Below are 15,815 nucleotides of genomic sequence, written 5' to 3'. Positions count from 1 at the left end.
GTGAGGTCGGGGCGGGTTTAGTTATCTCAGGGTGCAAAGCTTCCCGTTAGTGGTCAAACCCGCCCCTACAATTCCTTTATATCCCTCATATCCCCCAGCTTCCCCAGCTTCCCCTACTCCCTAACCCCACCACAACACTTATTCAGCAGACCCTACTAAATATGCGTCTACCTGATGATTCAGAAACGCCGTTCCAGATTAATATTGTGCCGATGATTGATGCAATATTCGCAATCTTGGCATTTTTTATCATTTCAACACTTTATTTAACCCGCTCTGAAGGATTACCTGTTAATTTACCGACGGCGATAACCGGCGAGAGTCAGGTACAAGACCGAATAATTACGGTCACGATTCAGGCAAATGGAGCGATTTTTCTTAACCAAGAACCGATTGAATTATCACAACTTGAAGCCGGGGTAGAGTCATTAGTGACGGCAGATTCTCCATTTTTGGTGATTCTTAATGCTGATGAAAATGTCTCTCATGGTCGAGTCGTTAGCGTGATGGATCGCTTACGGTTAGTCGAAGGAATTCGTTTAGCGATCGCGACTCAGTAGAGGCAATGAGATAAGCTGTTCGGCATTTAATAAACTTTATTATCTAAAATAATGAAATCCTTGTAGTGCGTTTAGCGAAGCCATGCCGCAGGCTTTGCATCTTGCTCGCTACTCTAGCAGTAGACACATCGATTAGGACTTTCGGCACCATTGTTCCAGACGCGCCATGGCGCGTCTCTACATAAATGATGTATCCTAACCGCTAAGCTGTTTGGCATTTAAACCTTAATATCAATAATGGCACAATCCTTGTAGTGCGTTAAGCGAAGCCATGCCGCAGGCTTTGCATCTTGCTCGCTACTAATACCCAATTTAAATGCATTACAGCTTATGGCGGTTGCTATAATACCCAATTTAACCATCAATCTATTCCACAATTTTAGCTGTATCAGTCCAGTAAGTGGACGCAATTAAAGCTAGTAGGGTGGGCATTACCCACCAGCATACCAGTCAGTAACATTCCTCTTACAGCACTTTCTAACACGGTGTAATACAGTAACGATGAGACAGTGCTTTTCTACTCTTGGAAATGGTGTATCACATCGAGTCTGAAAACGCTGTAAACGGATGACAGCATATTGTTTATTCTTCAAGTTGAGACGTCGCGTCAGAAACTTGGGAAGCCGCATCCGACTGAAGTACGGGGGATGAAGTTCTCCCGCTCTTTCACTGTGAACTTGCGCCAGAGCCTGACTTAAGCCGAGCCTTGCGACTGGACAAACTATCTTGTTGGCGTTGACTGGAACTTGATTTAGGTGCAGACATACCAGGTTGAGACGTAGACTCATCAATCTCTTCTAACGTCAAGTTAATCTTGGCGCGTACTGGTGTCCCATCTGGCAGAAACATCGTCAGATTGTAATCGAGTTTAGTTACAAAGCAACGGATATACTTTTGAGAACCCCAGGTAAACACATAGGTTGGTGGGCGTTTCTCTCGACCTGCTCCTGATTCGGCAAAGTCAACCGCTTGTTGAAATGATTTGATATGTTTTAGGACACTCTCTCCTTGCTCATAGGTATCAAAAATTAGGTCATTGATGGTGAGGATGACGGGTTCAGGATAAGCAAAGTTAACTTTAGGCAATCCCCTACCTGTCCTAGCTCCACTACTTTTAGTTAGATTAATTTGCTGATTGAACGCCAACTGATTGGGATTAAACATAAATTCAATGGTTCCGCCACCATCAGTTGAAATCAGTTGCGCTTTGACCAGTTGTGACATGACCAGAGTCCTTACCTATATTAAGTTCTGTAAATAGCCCTTAAACCTTTACGAATGACCAATGACCAATGACGTAGCTTGCTTCTCGCGAAGCGAGTATGACCAATGACGAGCCTCGCCGTTAACTGTAATTGTCCCCACCGACTTAGTTTACTTTTCTTTACAGTTTAAGTTGAATTAAACTAAAAAAGGCTAAACAACCATCGTAGCCTACAATCAGGCAAACTCTTGAAATCGACACCGACAGTCCTAAACATTTTTTAAGATTTAATTTATAATTTGTAAAGATATTGATGACAAATTTTCGACCCTAGTCTAATAAAATAGCTAAAGTTAGCCTCTCTCATTACCCTTATCCGTACAGCCTAATCACAGACTGCTATGATCGCTGCTGTTGCCCTAACCTTGGTAGATGTCTTATCTGAGGGAAATTCCCGGATTGGCAGAACGCTATTTGTTTTAACCCGATGGATCTATACTGCTTTAGATAAGCAACGGTTGTTCAATGAGAACGTAACCGGGCTAGAGCGTCATCGCTGGTTGTTACAAAAGAGAATAACTCCTGTACGAACAGGTTCTGACGTGCTATCACTGAAAGATATTATTTCAGAGATTGGCTACAGTCAGCAGCATTACGGATTCAACAACCCTAACCTAGCTATCGCGCTTAGGTTAGGGATTGCCAGAGATAGGACTGGCAACGCAAGAGTTGAATAGACTATTGAGCCGTTAACTGGCACGTACTTCCAGATACTTCCCCAGTCTGGACTATCTACAAACCTACTTGTTTAGGTGCTTTAAGAGAGGACATCTTGTTAACGGTGGTCGAGGGGACTGACAACTTTACACGAGAGGCTTATACCCATGATTCGTGTACCCGTTTTATCACCGAAAGGTAAACCATTAATGCCAGCTAAAGCTAGCCGTGTTAGGCGGTGGCTAAAGTCAGGTAAAGCCAAGGTCATACACAACGACTTGGGCATTTTTCAAGTCCAATTAGTTGAGGAACCATCAGGTGAAGAAACCCAAAACATCGTAGCTGGAATTGACCCCGGAAAATTGTTCACTGGAGTGGCTGTCCAGTCAAGAGGTGCGACCCTGTTCCTTGCCCACCTAAATCTACCGTTTAAGAACGTGACCAAGCGGATGCAAGGGCGGGCAATGATGCGACGGGGACGGCGAGGGCGGCGGATTAACCGGAAGCTACCTTTTAACCAGCGTAATCACCGCCAACACAGGTTCGATAACCGCAAGGGTCACAAGATACCCCCTAGCATCCGGGCTAATAAGCAGTTAGCGTTACGGGTGATCCAGGAATTATCGAAGATTTACCCATTTACCGATGTGGTGGTTGAGGTGATTAAAGCCAGAGGTGACAAGGGTTTTAGTCCGGCAATGGTCGGGCAGCATTGGCAGATTGAGCAACTTGAACAAGCGGGTTACACCGTCCACACTCAAGAGGGATGGCACACATCTAACTTAAGAAAGTACCTCGGTTTGCCTAAGTCCAAGAACAAGGCTGAGTCCTCACCCGCCGCCCATGCTGTTGATGGCATCTGTCTAGCCGCCTCCCAATTTATGCGGTATCGCCAGATTAAGGGTAGGAGTGGTACTTGGTTGGGAGCTGTTGAAATGACACCATGCCAGTTTGCTGTGATTTGTCGCCCTCCAATTTGTCGCCGTCAACTTCACCTGATGGTTCCCCCCAAGGGAGGAAAACGGCGTAGCTACGGTGGCACAGTTACCCGCCACGGATTTAGGAAGGGCGATTATGTCCGATCTGAAAAAGCGGGTATCACCTATTGCGGTTACGTTTCCGGTGACACTAAAACTCAAGTTTCCGTCAGTGACGCTAACTGGAAACGGTTAGGACGGTTCACTGCTAAAAAAGTCCAATTGTTGCAGCGAAATACTGGGTTAGTATCAACAGTTGGATTGTCAAACCTCACCGCATCGAGCGGCGCGGTTTGACCTCTATCCCTCTCCGGGTTGCTTCGCGCTCACCCGGAGTTCCACGAGGTTAACGATGGATTAGGGATTTCGCCACGTTCAGTTTTGTCAGCGTGGACGCTTATTCCCTGCAATCTGCACAGAAAACTTCTCTTGTCAATATCTCATAGAATTTGGCACTCTTAGATTTTTTCTGTTGGCTGATTTAAATCTTAATAAATCTTAAATGGAGGAATATTACTCATGCCATTAGATTATTTTGCACCAGGAGTCTACGTTGAAGAGGTAGACCGTGGCAGTCGCCCGATTGAGGGCATTAGTATGAGTGTCGCTGGGTTTATTGGCTTTACCGAGGATATACGCGGTGATGCCGAATTATTTAAACCCATGCTGATTACCACTTGGGATCAGTATTTGCAGTCCTTTGCCAAAGAAGGGTCTGATGGATTCACGGACTTTAACGCCTATTTACCCTTTGCGGTTCAAGGGTGGTTCCTCAATGGTGGCGGTCGCTGTTGGGTAACCAGTATTGGTACTAAACTACCAGGTGCTGAACCGCCGCCAATCGAGCAAACGGGGACGAAGATTCTCACCGCCGGAAATCGCCCCTCTTTACAGTTCACGCTTAAACCAGCGGAATCAGAATCAGAAGAAGGGGGAGCCTTAGCACTACCGGGTGGCGATGAACCCAGACTGCGGGTGGTGATTCAAGAAAGTACACCGAAACCCTTACCGGAAAACGCGCCAGACGATGCTGAACCTCCTTACAATACCGGTGAATTTTTTGACCTAATTGTGGCACGGGGCGAAGAGGAACTGGAACGCTATGACCACCTGACCATGAATCCGGAAGTGGAAACCCAGGTGGCTGACTATGTAGTTACTGCTGTTGAAGATTCGGAATTTATCCAAGCGGTTGACATTTCCCAAAGCGGACAACCCCTGTCACGGCGACCTATGCAGGGGTCTTACGAGATTACGCCACCCCCCTACATTTCTGACCGGGAACATTTCGCCCGTGATTTACAAGGACAACGGGATGACCGCACCGGGACACAGGGGATTTTTGAAATTGATGAAGTCGCCATGATTGCTTGTCCTGACTTGATGAAGGTGTATCAAGAAGGATTGATGAACTTAGAACAAGTTCACGGTGTCATGGAAATGATGCTGAGTATGTGCGAGAATTCCTTCCCTGGTCCAGCCTACCGGATGGCGGTTCTGGATGCACCCCCAGTCAAGCCGACAAAAGGAGATAACCCGGTTTCGGCTGACCAACAGAAGCCTCAAGATGTCGCCGCTTGGTTAAAACAGTTTAACCGCCGTTCCATGTTTGGCGCTCTCTACTATCCCTGGATTAAAGTGGCGAATCCTCGCAATGGTGGGCGTCCCATGTATGTCCCCCCCTGTGGTCACATGATGGGGATTTGGTGTCGCACGGATGAGAGCCGAGGCGTATTCAAAGCACCCGCTAACGAAACACCTCGCGGTGTGACGGGTTTAGCCTATGACACCAATATGCGGGAACAGGAACTATTGAACCCGATGGGGATTAACTGTATCCGGAACTTTGCCAATTACAACCGAGGTTACAAGGTTTGGGGTGCTCGCACCTTGGTAGAACCGGATAACGTGCAATGGCGTTATATCAGTGTCCGCCGCTTACTCAGCTACATTGAGAAATCCATTGAAATTGGTACACAGTGGGTGGTGTTCGAGCCAAATGACCAAATTCTCTGGGCGCGTGTACGCCGTACAGTCAACAATTTCCTAGAACGGCTGTGGCGTGAGGGAGCATTGTTTGGAACTTCCCCTTCAGAATCGTTCTATGTCAAGTGTGATGGGGAAATCAATACCCATGAGACAATTATGCTCGGTCGTCTCTATGTAGAAGTCGGTGTTTGTCCAGTCCGTCCGGCTGAATTTGTGATCTTCCGGATTAGTCAGTGGGCACCGAATCAATAGGTGACACCACAAACCTCCTACCTAAGTAATCGCCTTAGGTAGGGGGTAAAACGCCATTTAGGGGCGACCCGTTTACATTAATGAACAACTCTAGAAACAGGGCGGGTTTAGTCACATCGAGGTGCAACCGAAAAGATAGTAGTAAAACCCGCCCCTACATCGGGTCGCCCTGAATTCAGGTAAAGTAAATAATTGTAACGGAAAAGGGTTTAGAAAAATACAATAGAAAGGGAATGAAACCGGAATTTCATCGAACGTTTAACAGCACCTCACAGACCTTGACATTTTGTAATCGTTATGAGCAAAAAATTATGCTATAACAGAAGTCTCTAACTGTTAAACTGTCTGATTATGGTCTGATGGTTTGGTCAATGTGTTAACTTATGTATCGCCAACACATCGAAACAAGTCAAGGTTAACTATTAACTTGAGAATAAGGAGATAAAGATATGGCTGCCGAACTAAAAGGTCTTGCCCCTAGTAGTTTTTCCTGTGATATTGATGGTTTGGGTGAACTTTCATTTCAAAGTGTGAAAGTTCCTGAAAACAAGCCGAAACTAGCGGGTGAAGCCGCCGTAGTTGGCTCCATGAAAGGTGGGAAATCAGAGCGGCAGATTAACTCGGCTGGCTTCGAGGAAGTCGTCACATTTGATTTGGTATGCCTCTCTAGCCCAAGTTCCACCAGTGCTAGTGTAGTCATGTGGAAATGGTTCAAAGCTTGTTTACCTCCCTCCGATGGCGGTGAAGGGAAATGGGCTGGCAACAAAAAAACAGGAAGTATCTTTGCCTACAGTCATGATGATGAAATCATCGCCCAATGGGACTTCCAAGAAGGGTGGGTCTCGAAAATGAGCCTTTCCGAATTGGATGTCAACGGCAAAGATTATCTCAAAGAAACCTGGACAATAGTGTGCGAAAATTGCACCCGCGTGATGTAGAACGTTTGAGGGATTTGAACATCAGCTATTTAATGAACTGAATTATCTGGGAGTTGAACCATGGCAGATATTGAATATAACACAAACGCTTCTTTCTTTTTTGATTGTGATGGAATGGAGATACTCGTCGAAAAATGTACGATTCCTTCGATTGAAATGAAAGTGGCAGCAGGAAGCGGAGCCATCGGCTGCGGCAAAGATGGGAAAACCCAAACCCAAGCTACCCCGGGTGCAGTCGAGTATGGTTCTGCCCTTAAACTCGAATATGTGGCAGGTAACGAGGGAGATCAACAGAAAATAACTGATTGGTATAAGAAATGCCACGCTACCTCGTTCTCCGGTGGTGCTACAAGTTCGAGGCAAGAGCGAAAAACGGCTTCGTTATTCATTTACGATATGAATGGTAATATTGGGGCGCAGTACGATTTCATCGATTGCTTCCCCAGCAACCTCACCCAAACCAGTCAATTAGATGTGAGTAAGCCGGGAGAAATGGCTAAAGATACGATAGAGATTCGATTCACGAAAATGGTAAGGGCAGACTGCTGATGTGAGTATTGCCTCAATTCGTAATCCAGTTTCTTTAATTGGCTGCCTGAGTGTTTCTTGACAAAAGCACCAGGCAGTGTTTTGCCGATTTTCGGATAATAGGAGAGGCACAGGCAAAGGAGGTGAACAGTGGCAGAAGTTGAAATTCTGACGCGATCGCGCTTTTATTTAGAGTTAATCTTAGATGGGAGTAATGACGCTGTAGATGGTCTGTTTGAGGAATGTAAAGGCTTTAAAGCCACCCAGGACATTGTTGAAGTTTGCGAGGTAACGCCGCAGAAGTGGGGAAAAAGTGGGAACGCTAGAGGGCGAGTAGTTCGCACTAAGGTTCCGGGTAATATGACCTACACCAATCTAACCTTGAAACGAGGGTTAAATATTTCCATGACTTTGTGGAATTGGCTGAATTCCGTACAGGAAGGAGCGGATTGGGAAGATCAACGGCGTAATGGTGCATTAGTCATCTATGATACCTCATCCACAGAGCAGTTTCGATTTGAATTTAAAGGCGCGTGGCCCGTTAGCTACCAAATTTCTGATTTAAATGTTAGAGGAGATGAGTATCAAATCGAAGAAGTCGAGGTTACCGTTGAACAATTAACACGGATTAAGCCAGGGACATGATTCAAACCGAGTTTGAATTTGATCTTCCCAAAGGATATCTAGATGGGGAGGGAAACTTACACCGTAAGGGGGTGATGCGGTTAGCACGGGCGATTGACGAAATCGTTCCTATGCGTGATCCGCGTGTGAAGTCTAATCCTGCGTATGCCACTGTGATTATTTTATCGCGAGTGATTTTGCGTTTGGGGGCATTAGATGAAGTCACTCCCACAGTAATTGAAAATTTGTTTGCCTGTGATCTCAATTATTTGCAACAATTTTATCGTCAAATTAATGAATTAGAACCTGAGAACCAAGTTAACAAAAGTTCTAGTCTCTCGGAACAATTTGAATCAATTTCATCTGATTCTGAGTGATATACAATTTGTAATTTTTGTCAACAATAATTATCTAAAAAGTACGTTTTGATACAGGTAATTAAGTAAAGGGCGACCCGATAAAATTGAGGGGATACAGTTGTTTATTTATGCAGAGGGTCGCCCCTACAAGAAAACGAAGGACAAATGACTAATGACCAATAACTATGGACTATACCTATTTTGAATTTACTCTACCCAAAGGTTTTGTTGATACCAACGGCGGTATTCATCGCTATGGGATAATGCGTCTAGTCACCGGGAAAGATGAGATTGTAGTTCACAAAGATAGCCGCGTGCAGCAAGAATCTTATTACCGCATTTTGGTTATTTTGTCTAGAGTTGTCACCCGTCTCGGCAACCTTTCTCCGGTTACACCAAAGCTACTAGAACAAATTTTCTTAGTAGACTTGATCTACTTACAGAACTTTTTCAATCATATCAATCAGCATCAGGGAGGATTAGCGCGATCGGGGGAATATTAGGCTACCCCTTGGATCGTTTATACCAAGAGGTAGCCTTAATTGCTTTTTACTTTCACTGGTCATTAGACGATATCCTAAACCTAGAACATGAAGAACGGCTACGCTGGGTTGGTGAAATTCGTCGATTCACAAAAAAAGGATAGCTACTTTGTTCATGGTTCATCGTTGATTGTTTTATGCGGACAAAGTAAAAACCATTCAATCCGTATTTACCCAGGTTTATCTTTGTCCCTTAGAGGTGGGGAATACCGTTGTACTGGCGACAAATAGTCCGCCGCTTCAGTTGTCGGAAATCCTGAAACGAATCCAAGGGTTGCAAAATGACCATCAATTTGTCCTCCCCTTGTCAGAAACCGCTGTTCAGGTAAAAATAGGGTCACAGTTGATTGAGTCTATCCCTGAGTTAGACCAAGCTCAAGTGCTTGTAGATACTGAACCACCATCCGATTATTTTGATGATCTACCTTCATTTAATCCCCTATTTGCTCAAGGTGTTAGCACTCGCCCCTGTCCCTGTGGGTCAGGTCAATTGTTTCAAGCGTGTCATGGCAGATTAAATTCTAACTGTCAATCGTCAACCGTGGAAACCTCTGAGTCATCATCATGAGTAATTCTCTAGCCATTGCTACCGTAACCGCCACTCTACAACGAATCGTACAGACGTCGATTCAGGACGATATTAGTGGGGCAACGGTGACCACACTACGACCTAATGAAGTGGGAACAGCGACTCCCCAAGTGGGTGTGAATGTCTTTCTCTACCAGGTTCAGATTAACCATGCGTGGCGTCAACAGGCTGAAGTACAAGCCCGCAGTCGGAGAAACCCAGGTGCTAAGCGATCGCAAACTGCCCTAGACTTACATTACATGATCAGTTTCTACGGCAATGACAACGACTTACAACCACAACGGTTGATGGGTAGTGTAATGGGTGGACTTAACGACTGGCGTACTCTGAAAAAAGAGAGGATTGAGCGGACTCTCCATGATTCTACTTATTCTTATTTATTAGAGTCTGACTTACCCGATCAGATCCAAGAAATCTCCCTGTGGCCCCTCGATTTGTCCCTAGAAGATTTATCCAAAGCCTGGTCAGCTTTTTTTCAAACCACTTACTTGTTATCGGTGGCGTATCGGGCTAGGGTAATTATGCTCGAAGGGCAAGATACAGGCAGTAGACCTTTGCCAGTACGCGCTCGTTCCTTAGATGGAATCGTTCCCTTTACCAATCAACCAAAAATTGATCGGATCATTTCTCAAGCTGGACGATTGGAACCCATATTAGCTGACAGTACGGTGTTAATTCAAGGAAACCATTTAAAAAGCGATATCACCCAAGTTTGGATTGGGGAAATGGAAGTTACCCCCAGTGAAATTACCGATACCCAAATTGTATTACCCCTGTCCTCTATACCCACTGATTCGTTACAGGCAGGAATGCATAGTTTGCAAGTGGTGCATCGTCTGGCAAAAGTGATGCCACCCACCTCGACTAATGGGAATGGTGCTAGTGGGAATGGGGGTCAAATGCAAACGGTGAATCAACCTCAAAGTTTTGTTTCTAGTATTCAGTCTAATGTATCGCCCTTAGTGATTCGTCCCACGATTACCAAAACCACGGTATCCAAAAAAGAAGTTGATGATGAAGATTTGCGGTCTGCGGAAATACGGGTACGATCAAATTTAACCGTAGGCAAAAAGCAGCGCGTTTTGTTAGCCCTGAATGAAATTGATACGAATCAACCTGCGGCTTATTTGTTTGAAGCGTCTCCTCGCCAGACAGATGTAATTTGGGTGTCTTTCCCGGTAGAACGGATGAAAGGAGGACGCTATTTAGTTCGTTTGTTGGTTGATGGTGCAGAGAGTCCGCTGATTGTGGATACTGAACCCGATAGTCCGACGTTTAATCAGTATGTGGGTCCGAGAATATCGGTTTAAAGGGTTGATTGTTCATGGTTCATGGTTCATTGGTTTTGACATCCTAAATTTGTCCTTGTTGGTTATCCTTTATGCTGGAAAAGACGATGAACGAAGATTTTATCAGACAAAAACTTAATCAAGAGTTGGATTCAATTAGTATTAACAAGTTGACCCAATTGGGGAATCAAGCGGTTCAGTTGGGGCTAATTGCAGGTCATGGTTATCACAAGGGTAAATATGAAATTCTGCGTCAGGGTGAAGCGTTACTGATGTCGCCTGATGAAGCTCAAAGTTATTTGGAAAAGTTAATTCAGGACGTGACATGAAGGTTCGTAGTAGGTACTTTAGTACCATAAGGGAGGCAAATATTGACGACAAACTTTCATATATTATTATTCTAGTAACCAAGCAAATAGGTCGCCTAACGTGAGTTGAAATTCACTGGCAAAAGTAGGAACCGGAAGCAACTCGTGGGGTTGGTCAAACACTTGGGGTTGTTGCTGTGGTAAATAGACAAATACCGTCTGTTCATCTGGATCAATCAGCCAACCCATTTTGGTTTCATACTGAAGACTCCGCAGAATCTTTTTAATGACTTTCGTGGCACTTTGATCAGGTGATAGGATTTCAATGATCCAATCGGGTGCGATTTCAAATACATTGGCAATACGACCATTTTCCTGGCGAGGAATTCTTTCCCAGGTAAATATGGCTACATCTGGCACAATTGATTTCCCGCCAAATGTACATCGCAGTTCGGGGAAAGCGCGGGCAATTTTTTTAGGCTTAACGGTAGCATTAATTGAAATAATCAGTTCCCCTTGAATGGTACTATGTTCTCCCTGTGGCATCGGTTTTTGGATAATTTGACCGTCAATATACTCGCTGGCTGGCTTGGTTTCGGGTAGCTTGATAAACTCTGCCAGAGTCAATGGTTTAGGGGGTGTCTGTAACATTTTCAGTGACCTAGAGTTACATTGTAAGTTGATAGTCTATCGACGTATTGAGACTGGTGCAAGATGTGAGTTATACCAAACCTGGACTTACTATCCCCTTCATAATTCAGTCCGCGCAAGCGGACTTTGTTTGTATAGCCGTGACTTCCTTTTCAACAGGGCAAAAAGGGATTTTCTTTAATCAACCGACGGTAAGGGGGGTTCTTCTTCCTTAACTCTGCGGATAGGAAGATTGGCAATTAACGCTGTTGCCCGTTGGTTACTCTCTAGGGTAAACTCCAAACCCTCTTGATCAATCTCCACATAACGAGACACTACTTCTAGGATTTCGGAACGCATTGACTCAATCATCTGGGGACTGAGATCGGCGCGATCGTGGGCAATAACCAGTTGTAGGCGGCGTTTTACTTCCGCTCGACTGTTACTGGCACTTGTCCAGGGAAAAAGTCGTTCTAGAAGTTCGCTAATCATGGGGTTTTGCATCCGTGGTGAGTGAGGAGTGGGGAGTGATGAGTTCAACTGCGGAACATGCGACGGATACGATTGATCAAGGTGTCATGTTCTGCCATCAAATCCAGGAAGGGAACTTTATCGCCTTCCAAACGCCGAGCAATATTGTGAATAGCAATACCGGGAAGCGTGAGATTTTCCGCCAGGGCTAAGGGTTCGCCCCGGTTACTGGAAACAATCACGCGCTCATCATCAGGAATTACGCCAATTAAGGGAATTGCCAGAATCTCTTGGACATCTTGAACCGACATCATTTGATCCGCTTGCACCATGGCGGGTTTCAGACGATTGACAATCAGGAAGATGCGCTTTATGCCTTGAGCTTCCAGTAAACCCACAACGCGATCAGCATCTCGCACCGCCGCAATTTCTGGCGTCGTCACGATTAACGCCTCCGACGCCGCAATGATCGCGTTACGGAATCCCATTTCGATTCCGGCTGGAGAGTCAACCAAGATGTACTCGTACTTCTGAGATAGCACAGCGATGAGTTTTTTCATTTGCTCAGGGCTAACCGCTTCTTTGTTCCGGCTTTGGGCAGCTGGAAGCAGTACCAATCCCTCTTGGCGCTTGTCTTTAACCAACGCCTGTTCTAAGCGACATTGCCCTGCAAATACTTCAATGGCGGTATAAACCACCCGATTTTCTAGCCCCAGAAGCAAATCTAAGTTTCTCAATCCAAAATCGGCGTCAACGAGTGCCACCTGACGACCTAATTTCGCGATCGCCGCGCCTAAATTCGCCGTAACCGTTGTTTTACCCACCCCTCCTTTGCCAGAGGTGATCACTATAATACGACTCATGAATTTAACAATAACTGGGTCTTAGCAAAATCAGCAGCTCTAGCAATACGAATACCTTGGGGTGTGACATACGCCACTTCTGGATAAAACTCAATCGGTGGCGTCTCCGGTGCCCTAGCCACAGCATCCGCAATTCGGAGTTGGGTGGGTTCCATTTTCAGAGCCATAATCCGACAGGAACGATTGCCATCAGCTCCCGCATGAGCTACGCCGCGTAGACGCCCCCAAATGAAGATGTCTCCGGCTGCAATCACTGTACCCCCCGGATTTAGGTCTCCCAGTATAACAATAGTACCAGGATGCCGAATTTCTACACCCGATCGCACGGTCATTTGTAAGTATAGGGGTTCGGTTAACTCCTGAGAGAGTTCAGGGGTTTGATGGAGAGAATAAGTTGCTGATTGTTGCTCGACACAATACCCGGCTGTCGCCGCAGCAACGGCTGTTTGGCGTCGGCTGGTGTACACCCGTGAGATTCGCAGCCCAACGTCGTTCAATACATCCGCGATCGCTTGTAACTTCAGTCCATCCAATAATTGGTCACCTGCCATCAGATGCACCGTACCTGGCACTTGCCAAAAGCGATCGCTTCCATGACAGCGATGCTTAAACTGCTGCCACAAATCAGCCCAACTGGCATCGGACATAGTTTCTACCGAGGGCAAGATAAGCTGTAGCCCTTCCTCGGTCTGTTTCAGGCGGACTTGAGACTGGCAATCCATTGCCATGTCGCTCTCGGCAACCGTTGACATAAATAATAGTTGGTCAGAATCTGAAGTCATGCAACCACAGGCGTTCTTATCGGCAAACAACCTAAATTAAACGACATCGTACCTTAAGCGCAAGTCTTGGTCGAGAATTTCTTCAAGGGTGTTCCTTCAACCTAGAACGTCCGACAAGTCCCCTGAGATGATTATAAATAATAATAAGAATTAGTTGAATTGGGGGTTAGAGAGACTGGGCTAAACGCTAATGTCCAGAGTCAAACGTTTTCACCAGTTCTCTGGTGGATATCAACATCTCCCCCCTTATCAGGTCTGACCTCTGTAGAGTAGAGTGGTATATTTAAGTCAGTGGTGGACTACTCACCTCTTGAACTGTTGAAGCTGGCGATTGTTCTACTTCATCCCTTGAAGATGTAGTGTTTTGTGTCAGACCCACTGAAGTAGCATAAACATCGGTCAGAGAGTTAGCTAGGTATTGCGAACTCTTTTTTGTGCGTTGAGCTACCATTAACAGCAAGTAAATCGCGACCAAATAAACAGTTGCCAGAACAGGAATAATCAAAGGCATATCAGTGTAAATCATAGTATGAACGAACAGCAAAGTTATGTAAGATTTCATAGAAGCTGAGGCAACGGTACTAGCTAACCAGGGCGCAATAAACCCTAGCACCATGAACCCCGGGGAAAACTTCCCCAGCTTTTCGGTTGCTTCACTACTACTGACAGTGATGTGTACAAGCCTTTCTCCAACTCAGTTGGATGAAGCTTGACAGGTTTCCTACCGGAAAGCTCCTGTTTATGTAAAATAGAGGACGACACTTAGTTAAACTACCCAGCCGTCATCCAAAACCTTGAGGCTATCTCTGCCTACCTAACGGCACCTTAACCTAAAGGTAAGGAAGCTAGTTGTCCCTACCATCTCGGAGTCAATCGGTCGATTAATCTTTTGAAATCCTTAATATTTAGCTTAACATAAGAGTTCCAGCAATTTCTAGGAATTTTCTTATCAACTTAATAAGTCGATACAATTCCAGGGAGTCCCCTCAGTCAGGTTATTGGTCAAACAGATTTCCCTACTTGGGACGCTTCGCTTAAAATTAAGGAAAGAATATGTAAACTTTCGTAACCTAATTTCTGAGTCGCCCAATCCATGACCTCAGTGACTTCCCTTTTTGCCCCTGTTGAAGCAGACCTCTATCTGCTGACCGAGAACTTAAAGAACCTAGTGGGTGCCCGTCACCCCATCCTCTATGCCGCAGCAGAACACCTATTTGGGGCTGGGGGCAAGCGGGTAAGACCAGCCATTGTCCTATTAATTGCGCGAGCGACGGTGCTGGATTCGGATATTACCCCCCGTCATCGACGTCTAGCGGAAATTACCGAAATGATTCATACCGCTTCTCTGGTTCACGATGATGTCGTGGATGAATCATCAGTCCGTCGTAATGTCCCCACGGTTAATAGTATGTTCAATAACCGCGTTGCCGTACTAGCTGGAGATTTTTTGTTTGGTCAATCTGCTTGGTATTTGGCTAATCTCAACAACTTAGAGGTGGTCAAGTTACTCTCCCAAGTGATTAAGGATATGGCGGAGGGAGAAATTCAGCAGGGACTGACGCGATTTGAAGCGAGTACCACCATTGATACCTATCTAGAAAAGACCTACAAGAAAACAGCATCCCTGATTGCCAACAGTTCCAAGTCAGCCGGACTGTTGAGTGGCGTCTCAGCCGAGGTAGCTGAAAATCTGTATCGCTATGGAAACCATCTAGGTTTAGCCTTCCAGATTGTTGATGATATCCTCGATTTCACCGCATCCACAGAGGTGTTGGGCAAGCCGGCGGGTTCTGATTTGATTAGCGGAAATCTAACTGCCCCTGTCTTATATGCTATGGAAGAAAAACCCTACCTAGAGGTCTTGATTGAGCGAGAGTTTGCCCAACCGGATGACATTAATCAAGCCTTAGCATTAGTGATGGAGAGTCGGGGTATTGAGCGATCGCGTGAACTGGCGGCTTACCATGCTCGTCTCGCCTTAGACAATCTGACGCCCTTGAAACCCTCACCCGCTACGACAGCTTTAGTCGAGCTAACTGATTACGTCCTGAGTCGCATGTACTAATCAAAGGGAACAGGGAATGGAATATCCAATTGAAAAGCACATCAGCTTAATGCAGCATGAAGGATGAAGCATTAGAATATCCTGACGCCTGTTGAAAACTGTACGAAAGAGCTACAAACTGGCACGTA

Annotated in this window: 19 protein-coding genes; 14 read left to right on the top strand and 5 right to left on the bottom strand. The window is 45.5% G+C overall.

Going from position 1 to position 15,815, the window contains the following annotated elements:
* The first annotated feature begins 161 nt into the window (after nt 1-161).
* The gene (locus tag MC7420_RS21700; protein ID WP_006103089.1) at nt 162-560 is read left to right on the top strand and encodes an ExbD/TolR family protein; all 399 of its coding nucleotides are present in this window, start codon (nt 162-164) and stop codon (nt 558-560) included.
* A 666-nt stretch (nt 561-1,226) separates the two neighbouring features.
* On the opposite strand, the gene MC7420_RS21695 is transcribed toward MC7420_RS21700, so the two are convergent.
* A complete protein-coding gene (locus MC7420_RS21695) occupies nt 1,227-1,784 on the bottom strand; it encodes a CIS tube protein (RefSeq protein ID WP_006102968.1) in 558 nt (185 codons plus the stop codon).
* A gap of 381 nt (nt 1,785-2,165) precedes the next feature.
* Here MC7420_RS21695 and MC7420_RS21690 point away from each other — a divergent pair, with 381 nt between their 5' ends.
* From MC7420_RS21690 to MC7420_RS21640, 12 genes are all read left to right on the top strand, one after another.
* Nucleotides 2,166-2,501, top strand: coding sequence for a hypothetical protein (locus MC7420_RS21690; RefSeq protein WP_006103019.1), 336 nt, complete (start codon nt 2,166-2,168; stop codon nt 2,499-2,501).
* A gap of 147 nt (nt 2,502-2,648) precedes the next feature.
* Nucleotides 2,649-3,755 carry an RRXRR domain-containing protein gene (locus MC7420_RS21685; RefSeq protein ID WP_006103010.1) on the top strand — a complete coding sequence of 369 codons (1,107 nt, stop codon included), beginning with the start codon at nt 2,649-2,651 and terminating at the stop codon, nt 3,753-3,755.
* Nucleotides 3,756-3,977: 222 nt separating this feature from the next.
* Nucleotides 3,978-5,699: a phage tail sheath family protein gene (locus MC7420_RS21680; protein WP_006103048.1), complete on the top strand. Its 1,722-nt coding sequence runs from the start codon at nt 3,978-3,980 to the stop codon at nt 5,697-5,699.
* 449 nt (nt 5,700-6,148) lie between these two features.
* The gene (locus MC7420_RS21675; protein ID WP_006102940.1) at nt 6,149-6,637 is read left to right on the top strand and encodes a phage tail protein; all 489 of its coding nucleotides are present in this window, start codon (nt 6,149-6,151) and stop codon (nt 6,635-6,637) included.
* Between the two features lie 60 nt (nt 6,638-6,697).
* On the top strand, nt 6,698-7,186 hold the full coding sequence (locus tag MC7420_RS21670; protein ID WP_006102832.1) for a phage tail protein: 489 nt from the start codon (nt 6,698-6,700) through the stop codon (nt 7,184-7,186).
* A 129-nt stretch (nt 7,187-7,315) separates the two neighbouring features.
* Nucleotides 7,316-7,810 carry a phage tail protein gene (locus MC7420_RS21665; RefSeq protein WP_006103056.1) on the top strand — a complete coding sequence of 165 codons (495 nt, stop codon included), beginning with the start codon at nt 7,316-7,318 and terminating at the stop codon, nt 7,808-7,810.
* Nucleotides 7,807-8,166, top strand: a complete 360-nt coding sequence (locus MC7420_RS21660; protein WP_006102942.1) for a hypothetical protein — start codon at nt 7,807-7,809, stop codon at nt 8,164-8,166. Before MC7420_RS21665 ends, MC7420_RS21660 begins: the two co-directional genes overlap by 4 nt.
* Nucleotides 8,167-8,333: 167 nt before the next feature.
* Nucleotides 8,334-8,651 (top strand): hypothetical protein, encoded by a 318-nt coding sequence (locus MC7420_RS21655; protein WP_006102990.1) that lies wholly within the window; start codon nt 8,334-8,336, stop codon nt 8,649-8,651.
* Between the two features lie 8 nt (nt 8,652-8,659).
* A complete protein-coding gene (locus MC7420_RS43455) occupies nt 8,660-8,794 on the top strand; it encodes a DUF6760 family protein (protein WP_006102982.1) in 135 nt (44 codons plus the stop codon).
* 26 nt (nt 8,795-8,820) lie between these two features.
* Complete coding sequence (locus MC7420_RS21650; RefSeq protein WP_044208812.1) at nt 8,821-9,258, top strand: YecA family protein; 438 nt, start codon at nt 8,821-8,823, stop codon at nt 9,256-9,258.
* A complete protein-coding gene (locus tag MC7420_RS21645) occupies nt 9,255-10,589 on the top strand; it encodes a DUF4255 domain-containing protein (RefSeq protein WP_006102970.1) in 1,335 nt (444 codons plus the stop codon). Before MC7420_RS21650 ends, MC7420_RS21645 begins: the two co-directional genes overlap by 4 nt.
* Before the next feature lie 86 nt (nt 10,590-10,675).
* Nucleotides 10,676-10,897, top strand: coding sequence for a hypothetical protein (locus MC7420_RS21640; protein WP_006102943.1), 222 nt, complete (start codon nt 10,676-10,678; stop codon nt 10,895-10,897).
* Between the two features lie 66 nt (nt 10,898-10,963).
* On the opposite strand, the gene MC7420_RS21635 is transcribed toward MC7420_RS21640, so the two are convergent.
* From MC7420_RS21635 to minC, 4 genes are all read right to left on the bottom strand, one after another.
* Entirely contained in the window at nt 10,964-11,527 is a 564-nt protein-coding gene (locus MC7420_RS21635) for a Uma2 family endonuclease (protein ID WP_006102881.1), read from the bottom strand.
* Between the two features lie 177 nt (nt 11,528-11,704).
* A complete protein-coding gene (minE, locus tag MC7420_RS21630) occupies nt 11,705-11,998 on the bottom strand; it encodes a cell division topological specificity factor MinE (RefSeq protein WP_006103004.1) in 294 nt (97 codons plus the stop codon).
* A 44-nt stretch (nt 11,999-12,042) separates the two neighbouring features.
* Nucleotides 12,043-12,840, bottom strand: a complete 798-nt coding sequence (gene minD, locus MC7420_RS21625) for a septum site-determining protein MinD (protein ID WP_044208809.1) — start codon at nt 12,838-12,840, stop codon at nt 12,043-12,045.
* Entirely contained in the window at nt 12,837-13,622 is a 786-nt protein-coding gene (gene minC / locus MC7420_RS21620) for a septum site-determining protein MinC (protein ID WP_044208806.1), read from the bottom strand. Before minC ends, minD begins: the two co-directional genes overlap by 4 nt.
* A gap of 1,093 nt (nt 13,623-14,715) precedes the next feature.
* Between minC and sds the strand changes: the two genes are divergently transcribed.
* A complete protein-coding gene (gene sds, locus MC7420_RS21610; RefSeq protein WP_006102917.1) occupies nt 14,716-15,687 on the top strand; it encodes a solanesyl diphosphate synthase in 972 nt (323 codons plus the stop codon).
* Nucleotides 15,688-15,815: the final 128 nt, after the last annotated feature.

Origin of the sequence: Coleofasciculus chthonoplastes PCC 7420 (assembly GCF_000155555.1) — a bacterium.
Taxonomy (GTDB): domain Bacteria; phylum Cyanobacteriota; class Cyanobacteriia; order Cyanobacteriales; family Coleofasciculaceae; genus Coleofasciculus; species Coleofasciculus chthonoplastes_A.
The sequence above is the reverse complement of the archived record's forward strand: the minus strand, read 5'-3'. Positions and strand labels throughout refer to the sequence as shown.